Genomic DNA, 19,659 nt, shown 5'->3' on the forward strand with positions numbered 1-19,659 from the left:
CACCGAAAGGTCCGCTGCGTCCGTGTTCGGTAGGGTTCTCACGGACCCCGAGCGCCCCCGTCTCCCCCTCCACCCCTGCACCGCCGAGAGGAACGCCGATGAGCCTTCGCGTCGTGCACCGGCCGACACGAACCGTGCATCCCGCCCCGGCGCAGGAACCCCACGAGGTGGAGGCCCCGCCGACCCTTCCGGACGGCAAGGCGCAGGGCAATCCGCTCATGACGATCCTGCCGATGGTCGGCATGATGGGGTCGATGACCATCATGATGGTCATGCGCAACCCCGCGTTCATCGCGCTGGGCGGCGTGGTCCTCGTCATCGCGCTGCTGGCCGCGGTCGGCATGCTGTTCTCCCGTCGCGGCCAGGTGGGCCGCCAGCGCCGCAACCAGCGCGAGCTCTACCTCCAGTACCTGGAGGAGCTGCGCGAGGAGCTGACCGAGTGGGAGCAGTCCACCCGCTCGCACGCCCGCCTGCTGGACCCGCCGCCGGAGGCCCTGTACGACGTGGTGCGCGACCCCACCCGGCTGTGGGAGCGCCGACGTCGACACCGCGACTTCCTGCGGGTGCGGGTGGGGACCGGCCTCACCGAGGGCCGCCCGATGCGGCTGGCCGAACAGGGCACCGCGCTCACCCCCACCGACCCGTTCATGCTGTCGGAGGCCCAGGCGGCGATCCGCCGGTTCTCCACCATCCCCGAGATGCCCCTGGCCCTGCCGTTGGACATGGCGGGGAACGTCAGCGTCATCGGTGAACGCGCCGACGTCATGCGCCTGATGCGGGCGCTCGTCGCCCAGTTCGGCGCGTTCCACGCCCCCGAGGACGCCGGTCTGGCGGTGTCCTACCCCGCCGACCGCGCCCGGGACTGGGAATGGCTGCCGTGGCTGCCGCAGGTGCTGGACCCGCAACGCCGTGAGGGCGGCGCCGCGGTGCGGCTCATCGCCCCCACCCCCGCCAAGCTGGGCGGGCTGCTCGCCGACGAACTGCGCGCCCGTACCGACTTCGCTTCGGAGATCCGTCGGGGCATGGGCAAACGGGAGGCGTACCAGATGATGCGCCGCCTGCTCGTCGTCCACGACACGCACGGCGAGGTGGCCGCGGAGCTGGTGCGCCCCGACGACGCGGTGGACCCCGGCGCGCTCGCGGTGACCGTGCTGCACCTGGTGTCCCGGCAGGTGGACGAACCCGGTGACGTGAACGTGCGCGTCACCGTCAAGGGAGACCAGGTGAGGGTGGAGGAGCTGCGCGGCTCCGACCCGGTGGTCACCGTCGGCACCGTGGACGACGTCCCCGCCGCCACCCTCATGGGCCTGGCCCGCATGCTGGCGCCGCTCCGGCTGTCCCCGGAGTCGGTGGAGGAGACCGCCCAGGAGGGCGGCAGCGTCGACTTCACCTCCATGATGGGCGTCCAGGACCCGGGGGCGATGGACGTGCAGCGGCTGTGGGCGCCGCGCAGCGAGCGGGCGTTCCTGCGGGTCCCCATCGGCATGGACGACATGGGCCAACCGGTGGTGCTGGACCTGAAGGAGTCGGCGCAGCTCGGCATGGGCCCGCACGGGTTGTGCGTGGGCGCGACCGGTTCCGGCAAGAGCGAGATGCTGCGCACCCTGGTGCTGGCGCTGGCGGCCGGGCACTCGCCGGATCGGGTGAGCATGGTGCTGGTCGACTACAAGGGCGGTGCGACGTTCGCGCCGTTCGAGGACATGCCGCACGTCGCCGGTGTGATCACCAACCTGGAGGACGACGCCGCGCTCATCGAGCGGGTGTACGCGAGCCTGTCCGGTGAGGTGCAGCGCCGCCAGCAGGTGCTGCGCGACACCGGGAACGTGCCCAACATCGGCGACTACGCCTACAAGCGCCGACACGACCCGAGCCTGCCGCCGCTGCCGCACCTGCTGGTGATCATCGACGAGTTCGGCGAGCTGTTGACCGCCCGCCCCGACTTCATCGAGCTGTTCCTGTCGATCGGCCGGATCGGTCGCAGTATCGGCGTGCACCTGCTGCTGTCCAGCCAGCGCATCGAGGGAGGCAAGCTGCGCGGCCTGGACACCTATCTGTCGTACCGGTTGGGTCTGCGCACGTTCTCCGAGGAGGAGAGCCGCACGGTCCTCAACACCCCCGACGCGTTCCACCTGCCGTCACTGCCCGGGTTCGGGTATCTCAAGGTGGACACCAGCGTGTACCAGCGGTTCAAGGCGGGGTACGTGTCGGGCCCCTACCGGGGTCCGGTGGCGGAGGAGGAGAGCAGGGAGGCGTCGGTGTCGGTGCGCCCCTACACCGCGTACAACACGGCTCCGGAGGAACCGGGGGTGAGCGCGGTGTCGGCGGCCGAGGAGAGCCCGATGCCGTCGCGATCGGTGGGCCCGACCCTGCTCGACGTGATGGTCGGCCAGTTCGACCGGCACGGGGAGCGCACCCGGTCCATCTGGTTGCCGCCGCTGCCCACGGCCGCCGCCCTGGACACGATGGCGGGCGCCCCGGAGAAGACCGACCTGGGGTTGCGGCTTCCCGGCGAGCACCCGCGGATGAGCGTCCCGATCGGTCTGCTCGACGACGCCACCAAGCAGTGGCAGGGCGTGTGGAGGCTGGACCTGACCGCGTCCGGTGGTCACGTCGCGATCATCGGCGGTCCGCAGAGCGGGAAGACCACCCTGCTGCGCACCCTGGTCCTGTCCCTGGCGATGACCCACACCCCGCAGCAGGCGGCGATGTACTGCCTGGACCTGATGGGCGGCGGTCTGCAATCGCTGTCCTCCCTGCCGCACGTGGGCGGGGTGGCCGGGCGCACCGACACCGAGCGGGTGCGGCGCACGGTCGAGGAGATCCGGGGGATGCTGGAGCACCGCCAGGAGGTGTTCCGGGAGCGGGGCATCGACTCGGTGGCCCAGCTGCGGCGCATGCACGCCCGGGGCGAGGTGCCCGAGCTGGCCAGCGCCGACGTCCTGCTGGTCATCGACGGGTTCGGGGCGTTGCGCAAGGACTTCGAGGACATCGACGGCATGGTCAACGAGCTGCTCCAGCGCGGTGGCGGGTTCGGTGTCCACGTGGTGGCGGGCATGCTGCGCTGGAACGACGTGCGCATCGCCGTGCAGTCGAACTTCGGACAGAAGGTGGAGTTGCACCTCAACGACGCCTCCGAGTCGACGATCGACCGCAAGCTCGCCGAGACCATCAGCGCCAAGGCCCCCGGCCGGGCGCTCACCGACGACGAGCTGTTCGGACAGGTGGCGTTGCCGCGCATCGACGGGGTCGACGGTGACGAGGACCTGGGCGAGGCCGTGGAGAAGGCCGTGCGGGCCGTGGACGGCGCGTGGGGCGGGCGCCGGGCGCCGGGTGTGCGGGTGCTGCCGCACAAGCTGTCGGCACGGACCCTGCCCACCCGGGAGTCGGAGCCGAGGCTGGTGCCGATCGGGGTGGACGAGCGGGCGCTGGACCCGGTGCTGTTGGACCTGTTCGACCGGGACCAGAACCTGTTGGTGCTGGGCGACGGGGAGTGCGGCAAGACCAACCTGCTGCGGCTGGTGGCCGAGGGGCTGGTGGCCCGGTACTCCTCCGACGAGGTCGTGTTCGCGGTGATGGACCCGCGTCGCACCCTGCGCAACGTGGTGCCCGAGGAGTACATGGGCGGGTACGCGAGCACCCCCAAGGTGTGCGCCGGGCTGGCCGGGGGCGTGGCCAAGGAGGTCGAGTCGCGCATCCCCGAGGACGGTGACCTGGACTCGTTGGAGCCGGGTTCGTTCAAGGGGCCGCGCATCGTGGTCCTGGCCGACGACTACGACGTGCTCACCACGGCCGGGCAGAAGCCGCTGGCGCCGTTCGTGCCGTTCGTGCCCAACGGGCGGGACATCGGTCTGCACTTCGTGCTGGCCAGGCGGGTGGCCGGATCCGGTCGGGGGATGTACGAACCGCTGGTGCAGGCGGTCCGGGAGATCGGCACGAGCGCGCTGGTGATGTCGGGCGACCGGTCGGAGGGTCAATTGCTGCCGCGGGTGTACGCGGCCCCGCAGCCGCCCGGTCGCGGCAAGTGGGTGACCCGGGGCGGTGCGACGCACCTGATCCAGACGGCGTTGCGGGACTGAGGCGCGGCGAGGGCCGGGGCGGGTTCCGGACCGTCCCGGCCGATGGGACAGGTGTGGCCTCGGGTCCGAAACCTCCCGGGTCCTTGCGGCATCGGAAGGGATGCGCGCCGGGCCACGCCCGGGTGGACACCGGCGCCCTGATGACGTCACGCCTAGAGATCATCCGATGACCTGCGGCAGGAGTAGCATGCAGCCCCCGTCCCAGCACCCCGACAGCGGCGGCCCTTCCCCCGGCTCCGACCATGGGAGGAGCCCGATGAGCGGTGCCACCGCGGTCGACGCCCTGGCCGTCCGTATCCACGCGATCGATTGGAACGGGAACCTCGATCACACCCGGTCGCGCGTCCTGCTCATGCGCGAGTACCTGCGCCGGATGGCGCTCTGGACCCGAACACTGGACGCCAGGGGCTGGCCCTTCTACGACCTCGCCGAATTCGCCGCACCCGGAATCCGCGCCACCGACGAGGTCCTCGAAGGCGTCAAGGACAACCCCGACATCGTGCGGCAGTTCCCCACCGTCGGCAAGACCTGTGTCTGGGCACTGCACCTGGCCGCCGCACGCGACGCCGGGGCGCCCCTACCGGACCTGCCCGACCCCTTCGAACCCCTCATCCGCATGTACGAACGCGGCGGCGGCTTCTCCCTCTCCACCACCGGCACCATCGACATCGACGGAGCCGGCATCCACCGCGGCACCCTGCTCCACCACCTCGAAGACACCCCCAGGGCCCCCGAGACCGACACCGAACTCAACGCCCTCGACGACATCGGTCGGGAGGTCCCCGAGACCGCTCCGAACGGTGGCGGTGCCGAGGAGGCCGCGCCCGCACGGCGCTACGCCGGTTACACGATCACCGCGGCCCCCGCGAACGGCGAAGGCGAGCCGCGCGTTCTGCCGACCGTCCCGCCCGCCCCGCGGCCGGAGGCCCCGTCCGCGAAGGCGGTTGCGTCGGAGCCGCCCCCGTCGGGGGACGCTCCGCCGACCGCACCGGCGATCACGGGGACCGACGGCGGACCGCCCCGCCCGCAGTTCGCCCCGCCGGGGCCGCCCGCGTACGCGACGCCCGCCCACCCGACGGGGGCGGGCCCCGCCGGGCACCCCGTTCCCGGTGCCCCCTACGGCGGCGGTGGGATGCCGCCCGCGGGTACGCCCGCCCACGGCCACCCGGCTCCGCCGTTCGCCGGATACCCCGTCCCCCCGGCCGGGTACCCGGTGCACCCCGGTGGACATCCCGGATACCCCGTCGGTCACCCGGGCGCCGGGTACGGGACACCGGTGGTCCGGCTCTCCGACCCCGCCCAATGGGATCCGAACAACCCCACCGTGGGGCTGGCCGACTCCGGGCAGCGCTTCCTCGCCCGGTTCCTGGACACCTTGGCGGTCGGGGTGCTGTGGTTCCTGTCGATGATGGCCTCCACGCTCACCGCCGTGGCCATCGGCGGGGGCGACATCGTGGACGGGCCCTCGGAGACGGGCTTCGCGATCGGATACGTCTTCTCGTTCTTCCTGCTGCCGATCCTGTGGGAGTGGTTCCAGGTCTCCGTGTGGGGCCGGTCCCTGGGCAAGATCGCCCTCGGCCTGTGGATCGTCCCCACGGAAGGCGGCAAGCGGAAGCTGCCCGCGGGCCGGGCCCTGCTGCGCGCGCTGTGCTTCGCCCCCGGGGTCTTCAACCTCGTCAACCTGCTGTTGCCGTGGTCGCTCACCAACGTGCTCTGGCACCTGCGCGACAAGCAGCGCAGGCAGTGCCTGCACGACCGGTTCTCCCGCTCGGTGGTCGTCCAGACCCCGCGCTGAACGGTCCGCGGTCTCGGGTTGACCGCATACGGCCCGATCACCCCGCGATCGGACATTCGCCCGCTAGGTTCTCATCATGCGTCAATTCACTGGTTTCTTCATCGGCGGCGGCTTCGGAACGGCCTTCGTGCTGGCCAACGCCGGACCGCCCCTGCCGTCGGCCGCGGGTCTGATCCTGCGCCTCCTCGCGGTCGGCGCGATGGTGGCCGTCATCGCGGCGGCGGTGATCCTGTCGCGCCGGGGCGAGGTCGACCCCGCCCCGGGTACGGAGGACGCCCCCCGATTCCGGTTCGGTCCCTTCTACGGGATCGTCGTGCTGCTGGAGGTCGTCCTCCTCTTCGGCGGCATCCAGGTCCTCCGGGCGCTGGGAGCCCCCATGGAGGCGAACGTCGCCTGGATCGCCCTGGTCGTGGGTCTGCACTTCCTGCCGTTGGCCTGGTACTGGCGCATGGGGCAGATCCTGGGCGTCGCGGTCTACCTCTCCGCGCTGGGCGCCGTCGGGCTGGTGATGGCGGCGGTCGGCTTCGCGGAGTGGGTGCCGTTCGTCAGCGGCGTCCTCAGCGGCGTGGGCATGCTGGCGGGCATTCTCGTGGGCATGGCGGGGATGCTGCGCGCCTCCCGGAGCGAGGGGGACGGCGCGGCGAACGGGGAGCCGGTCGGCGGCACCGCCCGCTCCTGAAGGAGGGGTGGCGCGAGGGCCGGAAGGGACGGCGTCGGCGGGCGGAGGACGTCCCCGACCCGCACGCCCGGTGACGCGTACGCGCGACTCGCACTCAGGGGCGGGACGGCCCCTCACCCGGAACGTCGAACCAGGAGCGCGGAGTCCCCTGCCGGGGACCGGTCATCGGACGGGACTCCCCCGCGAGGAACGCGGCGGCGATCGCGTCCGCCACCCGGGTGCGGGGCGGGCGCGGTCGGTTCGGAGGCGGGCCCTGGTCGTGCGGCAGAGCCCTCGGCGCACCCCGTGGGGGCGTCATCGCCCGAGGGAGGGGACCGGGGACACCGACCCCGCCCCGGACCGGGCGGGGGCCGGTGGACTCGTACGGGTCGGGTCTGCGGATCGCGTACGGGAACTGGAGTCCCGGGGGGAGCGAAGCCGTCACCGCCCGATCGGCGGGGGGTCGGTTCTCGTACAACGGAGACGTTCCTTCCGACTCGTCACCGATGCCCGCCCTGAGGCGGTTCCGATGGCTCTGTCGGTGCAGAACCGTACCGGACGCGTGACGACGCCGTCCCACCGCGTCACTCCGAACGGTCCTCCGCACCGAAGAACGGCAGGCAGGGCTCCAACCCGGTGACGGTGATCGACAGGTCGAGGCGGTGCGACGCCCAGTCCTCCCGGGTGAGGCGGAACCGCCGCTCGCGCAGCGGAGCACCCCGGATCGCGAAGAGGGCGGTTCCGTCGTCGCGGTAGCCGAGCCGACGGGAGACCCGCTCGGAGGGCGTGTTGCCCTCCATGGCCCCCGAGGCGGCCTCCCGGGCACCGAGTTCGGCGAAGGCCAGGTGCAGGACGGCCGCGCGCATCTCGGTGCCGATGCCCTTGCCCTGGTGTTCGAGACCCAGCCATGAGCCGGTGGAGACCTGGCGGGTGACGGCGAAGTCCCGGGCCGTCATGTCCTGGATGCCCACGACCCGGCCCTCGTGCACGACCGCGAGCGGGAGGTGCCACTTCTCCGGGGTCCACCGGGAGTAGACGCCGAGGTTGTACTGGATCACCGACAGGGCCCGCCGGGCCGGGGGCTCATCGGTCCACGGGGCGAGGAACGGCATCACGGCCGGGTCGTGGACCCCGTCGGCGGCGAGGTCGGCCAGCGCGGAGAGGTCGTCGAGCGAGGGCGGCCGCAGTTCCAGGCGGGGTGTGCGGACCCGCAGGCCCAGGATCGGGAAGTGGTCGGTGATCATAGGGCGATGTTGCCGTGGCCGGAGGGGATCCGCAGCCCGTTTTCGCCGACTGGGGAACAGAGGAGAAGAGGCGGGAAAGGGTCCCGGCACGCGGCGCGGGCCGGTCGACGGGTCAGCCCATGCCGCGCAGGTCGATCAGCAGCGCGGCCAGGACGCGGGAGGCGTCCTCCGGTGCGCACTCGCGCACCGTCCAGCCGCGCATCCCCGCCAGTCGGGCGGTGTGCGCGCGGGAGGGGTCGGTGAGCAGGTACCCGCACGGTGCGTCCGGCCAGTCGGCGGAGGGCGGCAGGGGCTCCGTGCGGTAACCGTCCGGCTCCCCGACGGCGGGCGGAGGTGGCGCACCCTCCGGGTTCTGGGCCCGGTCCAGGTCGGCGCGGGTGGCGAGGCCCGGCTGCGGCAGGAGGGCGTCGACGAGCACGTACCCGAACACGGGCCGGTGCGCGGCGCGCTGTGCCGCGCCGAGGGCCGCCGCCAGCGGCCCGGCGTCCCCCTCGACGACCAGGGCCGTGGGAGCGTCCGGAGCGACCAGACGGTTGATCTCCAGGCTGGCGCCGGCCACGTACCGGGCGGCGTGGGGCGGCCGTTCGTCGCCGGTGACGGTGACCCGGACGGGCGTGGGGCCGGCCTCGGACAGTTCGTCCCCGAGTGCGGGCAGGCGGGTGGGGCGACCCAGGGTGGGGGGAAGGAGGACGGCGATCACTCGGCGGCGCCCCGACCCTCGCCGACCGCCCCCGGTGCCTCCGCCGGGCGGGTCTCGTCGCGGACCCAGGCCAGGTAGGAGGGGTTGCCGCCGACGACGGGCACGGCCACCACCTCGGGAACGTCGTAGGGGTGTTCGCGGACGATGCGCGCGGTGAGGTCGTCCAGGCGGTCCTCGGCGGTCTTGAGCACCACGGTCCACTCCTCGTCGCGCCGCGCCTCCCCCTCCCAGCGGTAGTGGGAGGTGACGGGGCCGCCCACCTGGGCGCAGGCGGCGAGCCGGTGTCCGACCACCGATTCCGCCAGGCGGTCGGCGCCGTCGCGGGTGTCGACGGTGACCTCGACCCGGACGATCCCCGGCGTCGACGTGTGCGGCATGGCGGTCCCTCCGTCCGGGCGCCGCCGATGACGTGCGGTGTCGCCCGGTGTTCTACGCTCATGGATCATGAGCGAACGTGATGAACTCCTGCGTCAGATCAACGATAAGGCGGTCGTGCGGGGGAAGGTGATCCTGTCCTCCGGCCAGGAGGCCGACTACTACGTGGATCTGCGCCGGGTGACCCTGGACGGGGAGGCCGCGCCGCTGGTCGGGTCGGTCATGCTGGACAACGTCGCGGACCTGGAGTTCGACGCGGTGGGCGGGTTGACGCTGGGCGCGGACCCGGTCGCCACCGCGATGCTGCACGCCGCGCACGCGCGCGGACGGAGGCTGGACGCCTTCGTGGTGCGCAAGGCCGGTAAGGCGCACGGGTTGCAGAAGCGCATCGAGGGCCCGGACGTGAACGGCCGCCGGGTGCTGGCGCTGGAGGACACCTCGACGACCGGCGGTTCGGTGCTGACCGCGGTGGAGGCGCTGCGGGAGGCGGGTGCCGAGATCGTGGCGGTCGCGTTGATCCTGGACCGCGGGGCGCGCGAGCGCGTGGAGAAGGAGGGCCTGGAGTACCGGGCCGTCTACGAGGTGTCGGACCTGGACATCTAGGGCGCCCGGGACCGATGACAGAGCGGCGGGGCGTTCGTCCCCGCCGCGCGGGCTCGGGACGACGCGGACACGGACGCGCGCCCTCCGGCGTGCGGGGTGTCGCGGGGGACGGCTCAGCCGTCGATGGTGAAGCTGTAGTCCGGGCCGCGGTCGGCGATGTCGCGCTCGCTGCCGTTGACGTAGAGCTCGACCGCGGAGGGGTCGCCGATGGTGACCTCAAGGCCGCCTTCGGGGATGTCGGCGTACCGGAGGGAACTGCCCTGCCGCACGTCCTGGTCGTGCAGGACGTCGCCGCCGGGGACGCGGACGAACACCCGGCTGGACTCACCGATGACGCGGACGTAGAACGCGCCCTTGGGGGTCTCTCCCTCGGCCGCCGCTCCGGAGGCGTTGGCACTCACACTGGAGCCGGAGTTGCCGGGGAGCGACTGGTACAAGAAGAACCCGCCGAGCGCGAGCATCGCGATCAGGAGCACGACTGCCCCGACGATGGCCGCTACCTGGCCAACGCCGCGAGGATCATTCCTATGCCTTCCCACGGCGTTGAATGTAGCGTGTATCACGGCAAAAAGCGACAGTGATCGCATACAACCTCCCCGGTTCCCACAATTCGGTCACGCGCACACGGAACTTCACAAGCTCCCGCGATGAGGTAGAGAACTTCACAAATCGCCCAGCGAATCGACGATGTCGCGGCCGGGAAACCTCGGTAATTTGGTCTAGACCTTTCCATCGGCTCTGTTGGTTCGCGATACTTGGGTGACACCTGGTGGACACGTCCGGACGCACGGCCCGACCTGTGGGCCGCCCCCGACGACCGGCCCGTTCCACCGGGCAACGCACGTGGGGCGCCGTCGGCGCGACCGTCGGCCGATCGCTCCAGGTCCGATTCCAGGGAGAGTCAAACCATGCCCATCGCCAGCCCCGAGGTCTACACCGAGATGCTGAGCCGCGCGAAGTCCGAGGGCTTCGCCTACCCGGCGATCAACGTGACCTCCAGCCAGACCCTGCACGCCGCGCTGCGGGGCTTCGCCGAGGCCGAAAGCGACGGCATCGTCCAGATCTCCACGGGCGGCGCCGAATTCCTGTCCGGCTCCACGATCAAGGACATGGTCACCGGCTCGGTGGCCTTCGCCGAATACGCCCGCGTGGTGGCGGCCAAGTACCCGGTGAACGTGGCCCTGCACACCGACCACTGCCCGAAGAACAAGCTCGACGGGTTCGTGCGTCCGCTGCTGGAGATCTCCAAGGAGCGCGTGGCCCAGGGCCGGGAGCCGCTGTTCCAGTCGCACATGTGGGACGGTTCGGCCGTGGAGCTGGAGGAGAACCTTCAGATCGCCGAGGAGCTGCTGGCCGCCTCCAAGGCCGCCCACGCCATCCTGGAGATCGAGGTCGGCGTCGTCGGCGGCGAGGAGGACGGCATCGTCGGCGAGATCAACGAGAAGCTCTACACCACCCCGGCGGACGCCCTGCGCACCGCCGAGGTCCTCGGCCTCGGGGAGAAGGGCTACTACATGACCGCCCTGACCTTCGGCAACGTGCACGGCTCCTACAAGCCCGGCTTCGTGAAGCTGCGTCCCGAGGTGCTGAAGAAGGCCCAGGAGGCCGTGGCCGAGAAGTACGGCAAGGCCAAGGCGTTCGACTTCGTGTTCCACGGTGGTTCGGGCTCCACCCTGGAGGAGATCCACGAGGCCATCGAGTACGGCGTGGTGAAGATGAACATCGACACCGACACGCAGTACGCGTTCACCCGCCCGATCGCGGACCACATGCTGAAGAACTACGACGGCGTGCTGAAGGTCGACGGCGAGATCGGCAGCAAGAAGATCTACGACCCGCGCGCCTACGGCAAGGCCGCCGAGGCCGGCATGGCCGCCCGCGTGGTGGAGGCCGCCCAGCAGCTGAAGTCCGCCGGCAACAAGATGAAGTAGCGATCGCGTTCGACGCGGGCGGCGCCCGGTGGCCGATGCCGGTCACCGGGCGCCGTGCGTCCGGGTGGGGGCGCGGCGGGAGCCGCCCGGCGAGGTCCGGGGGCCGCGTCGAAGCGCCGGAGCGGGGAACGGGACGGCGGGCGGGTGGGCCCCGATTCGGCCGCCGAGGCCCGGAGGCCGGGATCCGGCCTGTGGACGACCGATCTCCGGACCCGTCCGGGTGGCAGGATGGAGGACATGAACCTGCACCAGAACCTGCTCAACGAGCCGCCCGAGACCCGCCTCATCGACGACCCCGAGGCCCGCGAGGCGCTGGCCGCCTCCGAGGACCCCACCCCGGTCGCCGGCCGGTTCCCCGGGTATTCGGCGGCCTGGGCGCGCCTGGCCGAGAACGCCCTGGCGGCGGGCGAGCCGGTCACCGCGTACGCCTACGCGCGCACCGGCTACCACCGAGGGCTGGACCAGCTGCGCCGTTCGGGCTGGAAGGGGCACGGGCCCGTCCCCTGGGAGCACGAGCCCAACCAGGGCTTCCTGCGCGCCCTGCACGCGCTGGGCAAGGCCGCCGAACAGATCGGCGAGACCGCCGAGGCCGAGCGCTGCGCCACCTTCCTGCGCGACTCCAGCGCCGAGGCCGACAAGGTCCTCAACTCCTGACTCCCGCGCGGGCGCCCCGGACCGGGGCGCCCGCCGTCCCCGACGTGAGGAAATCCCACCTCGGGCGCCACTCAACCGGGACGGACGGGTCGTGTACCCTCAATACGCAACGGCCCCTGTCGCTGCCTTGCGCCAGGGGTTCTTCCATGTTCGGGGTCGGGAACACCCCGGTCAGGTGTCGAGCGAAGAGGTAGAGACCAATGCCGGCGATCACGCTCGTGGGTGCCCAGTGGGGCGACGAGGGCAAGGGCAAGGCGACCGACCTTGTGGGCGACCGCGTGGACTACGTGGTCCGCTACCAGGGCGGGAACAACGCCGGGCACACGGTGGTCATCGGCGACCAGAAATACGCCCTCCACCTGCTCCCCTCGGGCATCCTCTCCCCGAACGTGGTGCCGGTCATCGCCAACGGCGTCGTCATCGACCCGGGCGTGCTCCTGGAGGAGCTGAGCGGCCTGAACGCCCGCGGCGTGGACACGTCACGCCTGCTCATCTCGGCCAACGCGCACCTGATCATGCCCTACCACCGGGCCCTCGACAAGGTCAGCGAGCGCTTCCTCGGCAAGGGCAAGATCGGCACCACCGGCCGCGGCATCGGCCCCACCTACGCCGACAAGGTGTCCCGTCAGGGCGTGCGCGTCCAGGACATGTTCGACCCCAAGATCCTGCGCAAGAAGATCGAGCTGGCCCTCAACGACAAGAACCAGCTCCTCGCCAAGGTGTACAACCGGCGCTCCCTCGAAGCCGAGCCCATCATCGAGGAGTACCTGGGCTACGCCGAGCGGCTGCGCCCCTACGTCGCCGACACCTCGCTCATCCTCAACAAGGCGCTGGACGAGGGCAAGACCGTCTACCTGGAGGGCTCCCAGGGCACCCTCCTGGACATCGACCACGGCACCTACCCGTTCGTGACCTCCTCCTCGCCCACCGCCGGCGGCGCGGCGGCCGGTTCGGGCATCGGCCCCACCCGGATCACCAAGGTCGTCGGCATCCTCAAGGCCTACACCACCCGGGTCGGTTCGGGTCCCTTCCCCACGGAGCTGCTCGACGAGCAGGGCGTCTGGCTGCGCACCCAGGGCCACGAGTACGGCGTCACCACCGGGCGCGACCGCCGCTGCGGCTGGTTCGACGCGCCCATCGCCCGGTACGCGACACGCATCAACGGCATCACCGACTTCTTCCTGACCAAGCTCGACGTGCTCACGGGCCTGGAGAGCATCCCGGTCTGCGTCGCCTACGAGGTCGACGGTGTCCGCCACGACGAGATCCCGATGACCCAGACCGACTTCCACCACGCGACGCCGGTCTACGAGTACCTCGACGGCTGGTCGGAGGACATCACCGGAGCACGGGAATTCGACGAACTCCCCAAGAACGCCCAGGCGTACGTGCGTACTCTGGAGGAGATGTCCGGAGCCCCGATCTCCGCCATCGGTGTCGGTCCCGGTCGCGACCAGACCCTCGAACTGCGTTCGCTGGTCTGAACCGGCGTCCACCTGTCCGCTGTCCGTCTCCCACACGAAGAGGCCCCCAGTAGTGAAAGCCCTCGTCCTCGGCGGCGGAGGCCGCGAGCACGCCCTCGTCCGCGCCTTGTCCCTCGACCCGGGTGTCACGGGTATCCACTGTGCCCCCGGCAACCCGGGGATCTCGGAAATGGCCGACAACCACGTGATCAACGTGACCGACGGGCTGGCGGTGACCGAGCTGGCCGCGCGCATCCGCGCGGAGCTGGTCGTGGTCGGACCGGAGGCACCGCTGGTGGCGGGGGTCGCCGACGCCCTGCGCGAGCGGGGCATCCCGGTGTTCGGCCCCGACAAGGAGGCCGCGCGCCTGGAAGGCTCCAAGGCGTTCGCCAAGGAGGTCATGGAGGCGGCGGGCGTGCCCACCGCCAAGGCCAGGGTGTGCCGCACCGCGGGCCAGGTCTCCGAGGCGCTCGACGAGTTCGGCACCCCCTACGTCGTCAAGGACGACGGGCTGGCGGCGGGCAAGGGCGTCGTGGTGACCGAGGACCGGGCCCTGGCAGAGCAGCACGCCCGCGAGTGCGGCCGGGTCGTCATCGAGGAGTACCTCGACGGCCCGGAGGTGTCCCTGTTCGTGCTGAGCGACGGCGTGCACGCGCTGCCGCTGCTGCCCGCCCAGGACTTCAAGCGCGCCTACGACGGAGACCAGGGTCCCAACACCGGTGGCATGGGCGCCTACGCGCCGCTGCCGTGGGCACCGGCCGGTCTGGTGGACGAGATCATGGGTTCGGTCGTGCGACCCACCCTTCAGGAGATGAACCGGCGCGGCACCCGCTACCAGGGCCTGCTGTACGTGGGCCTGGCGCTCACCTCCGAGGGACCGCGCGTGGTCGAGTTCAACGCCCGGTTCGGCGACCCGGAGACCCAGGTGGTGCTGGACCGGCTGGCCACCCCGATCGGCGCGGTCCTCCAGGCCACCGACACCGGCGGGCTCGGCTCGATCGGCTCCCTCCAGTGGAAGACGGGCGCCGCGGTCACCGTGGTGGTGGCCGCCGAGAACTACCCGGGCGACCCGGTCAAGGGCGATGTGATCGGCGGGCTGGACGCCGCCAACGCCCTGGAGGGCGCCTACGTGCTGCACGCCGGTACCGGCTGGAGCGACGCGCGCGACGTGGTGTCGGCGGGCGGCCGGGTGCTCAGCGTGGTCGGCACCGGTGTCGACCTGGCCCAGGCCCGTGAGCGTGCCTACGCGGCGGTGTCGCGGATCGAGTTGCGCGGGTCGTTCCACCGGACCGACATCGCCGAGCGCGCCGCCGCAGAGTCGTAGCGGCGAGCGCCGAACCGTAGCAAGGAAAGGACCGCATCCACCATGAGCGGTTTCGTCGTCCGGCCCGAGCCGGTCCACGTCGACGGCCTGACACACCTGCACACCGGGAAGGTGCGCGATCTGTACGCCACCGCCTCGGGTGAACTGGTGATGGTGGCCAGCGACCGGATCTCGGCGTTCGACTGGGTGCTGCCCACCGAGATCCCCGGTAAGGGCAGGCTGTTGACGCAGCTGTCCCTGTGGTGGTTCGACCGGCTCGCCGACCTGGTGCCGAACCACGTGGTCTCGGACGTGCCGCCGGCGGGCGCGCCCGCCGACTGGGCCGGGCGGACCCTGGTCTGCCGCAGGCTGGACATGGTGCCGGTGGAGTGCGTGGCCCGCGGCTACCTGACCGGTTCCGGCCTGGCCGAGTACCGCGTGGACGGCACCGTGTGCGGGGTGGCGCTGCCGGAGGGCCTGGTGGACGGTTCGGAGCTGCCCGAGCCGATCTTCACACCGGCCACCAAGGCCGAGGTGGGCGAGCACGACGAGAACGTGTCGTTCGAGACGGTCGTGGACCGGCACGGCGCGGAACTCGCCGGCGCGCTGCGCGACCTCACCCTTCGCGTGTACACGCGCGGCCGGGAGCTGGCGCGCGATCGGGGCGTCCTGCTGGCGGACACCAAGTTCGAGTTCGGCCGGGACACCGACGGCGCCCTGGTCCTGGCCGACGAGGTGTTCACTCCCGACTCGTCCCGGTACTGGCCGGCCGACGAGTGGGCTCCGGGCGGCGCGCAGCCGTCCTTCGACAAGCAGATCGTCCGGGACTGGCTGACCTCGGCGGGGTCGGGGTGGGACCGGGCGGCCGACGCACCGCCGCCGGAGCTTCCAGGGCCGGTGGTGGAACGCACGCTGACCCGCTACGTGGACATCTACACGCGGCTGACCGGAGCCGAACCCAAGCTGTGACGCGCGTCCGGCGCAGTGATTCCGAGCACGCGATCTCGGAATCGCTCGCCGGAGCGCGTATGGTGGTGGGGTTGTGCGGGACATATCGAGGTGTCCGGCCACTCGCACGGCGTCCCCACATCCACCCCGGTACTTTCCGTTAAACGGATGCCTCTTTGGCCGTTTGGCGGTACTCCATCCCTGTTCCGGGGGTATACCACGTTCTGGACCGGTACGGACCACAGGGTGCTATAGAGTCGTGCCGAACACCCGGTTCGCTGGCCGTGCAGGTCACACGCAAGATCGTCGAACGTTCCAGGGGAAACCCGCGTCTAAAACGCACATAGGCGAAACCCGACGAGGGTGACCTATTTTCACATCTGCCTCACGAAGGAGCACATGAGCATGGGCCAGGAGGTTCGTTACCGCGTCCGCGGCGGACGCCCCCTCAGCGGTACGGCGTTCATCCAAGGCGCGAAGAACGCCGTCCTGCCGATGATCGGGGCCGCTCTCCTCGCGGCCAAGGGACGCACGGTGTTGCGGAACGTCCCCGTCATCGAGGACGTCTACCGATCGCTCGAACTCGCCGAGCACGTGGGTGCCAAGGTCGAGTTCCACGAAGCCGAGCGGACCGTCGTCATCGACGCCTCCAGGCTCAACGACCCCGAGCGGGCCGTTCTCCCCGCCGACATCGCCGCGCGTTTCCGCGGCTCGGTGCTCTTCGTTCCCGCGCTGATGCACCGCACCGGCCGCGCCCGGATCGAGGGTGTCGGCGGGTGCAACCTGGGCAGCCGCAACCTGGACTTCCACTACCGGGGCTTCGCGCGCCTGGGCGCCGAGGTCACCGAGGACCTGGAGCGCAACCACATCAACGTCGAGGCCTCCAACCTCCGCGGTGGTCGCCTCTACCTGGACACCCCGTCCCACACCGGCACCGAGAACCTCATCATGGCCGCGGTCCTGGCCCCCGGCACCACGGTGATCGAGCACGCCGCGCTCGAGCCCGAGGTCCTGGACGTCATCTCGTTCCTGAGCGCCATGGGCGCCAAGATCAGCGGTGGCGGCACCGGCCTCATCACGGTCGAGGGCGTCGAGGAGCTCACCGCCGTCGAGCACACCATCATGTCGGACCGCATCGACGCCGGCGTGTTCGCGATGACCGTCGCGGCCACCGGTGGCGAGGTCAGCCTGGTCGGCGCCAACCTGGACCACCTGGGCGTGGCCCGCTGGAAGCTGGAGCAGATGGGCGTGGGGTTCTCGCAGGAGGGCGCGGTCCTGCACGTGACCCGCGACCCCGCGGTGCCGCTGCGTCCGATCAACGCCGTCACCTCGCCGTTCCCGGGCTTCGCCACCGACCTCCAGTCGCCGCTGATGGCCCTGGCCACCTTGGCCGAGGGCGAGAGCTACATCCACGAGGCGATCTACGACGGTCGTTTCGCGCTGGCCGACGAGCTGAACAAGATGGGCGCGAAGATCGAGGTCGAGGGCACCCGTGCCATCGTGCACGGCACCACCCACCTGCGCGGTACCGAGGTGATCGCACACGATCTGCGCACCGGTGCGGCCCTGGTCCTCGCCGGACTGGTCGCCGAAGGTGAGACAATCGTGGCGCCTGGTTATCTGGTGGACCGCGGTCACGCTCAGTTCGCGACACGGCTCGCCGCGCTAGGCGCCGACGTGGAGCGCGTCGTCGCCTCGTAGCGGGTCGAAAGCGCAGTTCAAGCCGGGGTGGGAGCCCGTCTCCCACCCGGGCTTTCGGCGTTGATATGGAAAACGATCTTCTTTGGCCCCGCACAATGGGTACGATCTCGGCAATCATGCCGTGACAGAGATCGGGTCGGGAAACCAGTGGGCGCACATAGTGAAGAGCGTGGAATGGTAGCGGGGAGCAACCCGAGGTGAGTGCCCAGCGTACTGGCGATTTGACGATCGGCGTCATAGGTCCCCATGAGGTGGTCGAGCGGGTCATGCTCATGGGTCCCGGGTCCACAGGACCCCTCAACGCCAGACTCATCGCCGCCGCATACCGAGATGAGCAAGAGGCGACGGACAAGGTCGTCAGGCTGGGTTCGGCGATCGACGCGTACCTGTTCGCCAGCCCGGTGCCCTACGAGTTCGCGCGGAAGGCGGGCGTGCTGACGATGCCCGCCACCTACGTGCCGCTCGGGGGTGCCAGCCTGCACGAAGCCCTACTGCGCGCCACCCTGGACGAGCGCTACGACCCGACCAGAGCCAGTCTGGACGTGCTCAGTCGCGCCGACGTCGTGGAGGCCTATTCCGAGGTGGACCTGCCCGTGGACGGGATCCACGTCCACGAGGAGTTGACCAACACCGCCCAGCTCACCTCGTTCCACGAGGGGTTGTGGCGGCGCAAGGCCACGAAGATGGCCATCACGTGCGTGCGCGGCGTCGCGGAGCGGCTGGAGGCCATCGGTGTCCCCGTCATCCGGTTGCGGCCGACCAACGCCGGGGTGCGCAGCGCTTTGCAGACCGCCGGTCTGTTGGGCGCCCACCACCGGTTGGAGGAGGCGCAGCTGGGTGTGGTCGTGGTGGACGTGCCGACGCTGCGCGACTCCTCGCGGCGGTCGACCCCCCGGTACTGGCGAGAGGAGCTGCGCCTGTCACTGCACCGGCTGCTGCTCCAGGAGGCGCACCGGATCAACGCCACGGCGCACCGGCTGGACGACCATTCGTTCATGATCACCGCGACCCGGGGTTCGCTGGTGACGGCGACCGAGGGGTTCCGGCAGCCGCCGTTCGTGGAACGCATCAAGGCGGAGCTCGGGATCGCCATCGAAGTGGGCATCGGCATGGGTCGCACGACCCAGGACGCCGAGGCGCACGCACGCGCGGCCCTGAACCGCGCTCAGGCGTCCCGTCAGAGCTTCGCGGTGGACCGGGAGGGGCGTTCCCTGGTCCCCGCCCAGCGCGCGCCCTCACGGCAATCCTCCGAACCGTTGCGCACCAAGGGCCGTGAGACCCTGATCCGGCTTTCGGAGAAGATCGCGGAGGAGGACGGTCCCCTCGTCGTCGACGCGGAGAACGCCGGTCGCATGCTCGGCGTCACCTCCCGGACCGCGCGTCGACTGCTGCGCACCCTCGTGGAGGAGGGCCTGGCCTGGCCCCTGCCCCCCAACCGCACGCTCCAGCCGGGGCGCCCCCGCCAGCTGTACCGGCTGATCGTGGAGAAGCTCGACAAGGACGCCGCCGGCAAGTAGCCGCGGCTTCGCACACGGGGCGCCTTCCCCCCGGGAGGCGCCCCTTGCGTGTTCCCCGTGCGGGAAGGCGTCCGAGGACCGGCACGACGGGGCGCCGTCCGAACGGCGCCCCGGCCCGCACCCCCGAAGCGCGGCACGCTCCCGTTCTGGGAGGATCCTGCGATGATCCGCCGACGACTGCTCTCCCTGGCCGTACTGGAACTCGTCAACATCCCCCTGTTCGCGTTCGCCCTGTTCGGGGTGCTCGGCGCCCCGGCCTCCCCCGCCAACCTCGCCGGGTTCGGCGTGTTCGCGCTGCTGCTGGCGGAGGGGTCCGCCTACTGGTGGCTCAAGCTCCGGCAGACCGCCGGGGGCGGGCGCACGCCCGCGGGCATGGCGGTGTTCCGGGTACTGCGGTGGATCAACGTCGCGCTGTTCGCGCTCACCGGCGCACTGGTGGCGGTCACCGTGGTCGAGGGCGGGCACTGGACCCGGGCGGCGGTGGGCGTGGCGCTGGGACTGTTCGCGATCGTGGAGCACGTCAACTACTTCCACGTGCAACTGATGCACGACACCCGCGCCGACCTGGGTCGCCTGCTGCGCACCCGGCGGCCGCGCCGGTCCCACCTGGCCCGCGACCTGGCGCGGACGGCCCGCCGCCCCTGAGGGTCGCGCCCGAGAGCGGGAAGGGCGCCGTCCAAGGCCGGACGAC

The 19,659-nt window shown here is 71.3% G+C and carries 16 protein-coding genes; 12 read left to right on the forward strand and 4 right to left on the reverse strand.

What is annotated here, in order from left to right; genetic code table 11:
- The first annotated feature begins 98 nt into the window (after positions 1-98).
- From eccCa to PWG71_RS21240, 3 genes are all read left to right on the forward strand, one after another.
- Positions 99-4,076 (forward strand): type VII secretion protein EccCa, encoded by a 3,978-nt coding sequence (gene eccCa / locus PWG71_RS21230; protein ID WP_274811682.1) that lies wholly within the window; start codon positions 99-101, stop codon positions 4,074-4,076.
- A gap of 256 nt (positions 4,077-4,332) precedes the next feature.
- On the forward strand, positions 4,333-5,871 hold the full coding sequence (locus PWG71_RS21235; protein WP_274811683.1) for an RDD family protein: 1,539 nt from the start codon (positions 4,333-4,335) through the stop codon (positions 5,869-5,871).
- Positions 5,872-5,947: 76 nt separating this feature from the next.
- Positions 5,948-6,550: a hypothetical protein gene (locus PWG71_RS21240; protein ID WP_274811684.1), complete on the forward strand. Its 603-nt coding sequence runs from the start codon at positions 5,948-5,950 to the stop codon at positions 6,548-6,550.
- Between the two features lie 563 nt (positions 6,551-7,113).
- On the opposite strand, the gene PWG71_RS21245 is transcribed toward PWG71_RS21240, so the two are convergent.
- From PWG71_RS21245 to cutA, 3 genes are all read right to left on the reverse strand, one after another.
- Complete coding sequence (locus PWG71_RS21245; protein ID WP_274811685.1) at positions 7,114-7,773, reverse strand: GNAT family N-acetyltransferase; 660 nt, start codon at positions 7,771-7,773, stop codon at positions 7,114-7,116.
- Between the two features lie 112 nt (positions 7,774-7,885).
- On the reverse strand, positions 7,886-8,473 hold the full coding sequence (locus tag PWG71_RS21250; RefSeq protein WP_274811686.1) for a hypothetical protein: 588 nt from the start codon (positions 8,471-8,473) through the stop codon (positions 7,886-7,888).
- Positions 8,470-8,850, reverse strand: coding sequence for a divalent-cation tolerance protein CutA (gene cutA, locus PWG71_RS21255; RefSeq protein WP_274811687.1), 381 nt, complete (start codon positions 8,848-8,850; stop codon positions 8,470-8,472). The genes PWG71_RS21250 and cutA overlap by 4 nt, the downstream gene beginning before the upstream one ends.
- 67 nt (positions 8,851-8,917) lie before the next feature.
- Between cutA and pyrE the strand changes: the two genes are divergently transcribed.
- Entirely contained in the window at positions 8,918-9,451 is a 534-nt protein-coding gene (pyrE, locus tag PWG71_RS21260) for an orotate phosphoribosyltransferase (RefSeq protein WP_274811688.1), read from the forward strand.
- A gap of 113 nt (positions 9,452-9,564) precedes the next feature.
- On the opposite strand, the gene PWG71_RS21265 is transcribed toward pyrE, so the two are convergent.
- Positions 9,565-9,912, reverse strand: a complete 348-nt coding sequence (locus PWG71_RS21265; RefSeq protein ID WP_274811778.1) for a RodZ domain-containing protein — start codon at positions 9,910-9,912, stop codon at positions 9,565-9,567.
- A 447-nt stretch (positions 9,913-10,359) separates the two neighbouring features.
- Here PWG71_RS21265 and fbaA point away from each other — a divergent pair, with 447 nt between their 5' ends.
- The 8 genes from fbaA to PWG71_RS21305 all read left to right on the forward strand — a co-directional run bounded on the left by fbaA (position 10,360) and on the right by PWG71_RS21305 (position 19,613).
- Positions 10,360-11,382, forward strand: coding sequence for a class II fructose-bisphosphate aldolase (fbaA, locus tag PWG71_RS21270; RefSeq protein WP_274811689.1), 1,023 nt, complete (start codon positions 10,360-10,362; stop codon positions 11,380-11,382).
- Positions 11,383-11,619: 237 nt separating this feature from the next.
- Entirely contained in the window at positions 11,620-12,036 is a 417-nt protein-coding gene (locus PWG71_RS21275) for a DUF3151 domain-containing protein (RefSeq protein ID WP_274811690.1), read from the forward strand.
- 200 nt (positions 12,037-12,236) lie between these two features.
- On the forward strand, positions 12,237-13,520 hold the full coding sequence (locus PWG71_RS21280; protein WP_274811691.1) for an adenylosuccinate synthase: 1,284 nt from the start codon (positions 12,237-12,239) through the stop codon (positions 13,518-13,520).
- A gap of 52 nt (positions 13,521-13,572) precedes the next feature.
- Positions 13,573-14,823 (forward strand): phosphoribosylamine--glycine ligase, encoded by a 1,251-nt coding sequence (gene purD, locus PWG71_RS21285; protein ID WP_274811692.1) that lies wholly within the window; start codon positions 13,573-13,575, stop codon positions 14,821-14,823.
- A gap of 42 nt (positions 14,824-14,865) precedes the next feature.
- Positions 14,866-15,771, forward strand: coding sequence for a phosphoribosylaminoimidazolesuccinocarboxamide synthase (locus PWG71_RS21290; RefSeq protein ID WP_274811693.1), 906 nt, complete (start codon positions 14,866-14,868; stop codon positions 15,769-15,771).
- 384 nt (positions 15,772-16,155) lie between these two features.
- A complete protein-coding gene (gene murA / locus PWG71_RS21295) occupies positions 16,156-17,451 on the forward strand; it encodes a UDP-N-acetylglucosamine 1-carboxyvinyltransferase (RefSeq protein ID WP_274811694.1) in 1,296 nt (431 codons plus the stop codon).
- Between the two features lie 251 nt (positions 17,452-17,702).
- Entirely contained in the window at positions 17,703-18,968 is a 1,266-nt protein-coding gene (locus PWG71_RS21300; protein WP_073380156.1) for a transcriptional regulator, read from the forward strand.
- A gap of 162 nt (positions 18,969-19,130) precedes the next feature.
- Positions 19,131-19,613, forward strand: a complete 483-nt coding sequence (locus tag PWG71_RS21305; protein WP_274811695.1) for a hypothetical protein — start codon at positions 19,131-19,133, stop codon at positions 19,611-19,613.
- Positions 19,614-19,659: the final 46 nt, after the last annotated feature.

Source organism: Nocardiopsis sp. N85 (assembly GCF_028882275.1).
Lineage (GTDB): Bacteria > Actinomycetota > Actinomycetes > Streptosporangiales > Streptosporangiaceae > Nocardiopsis > Nocardiopsis lambiniae.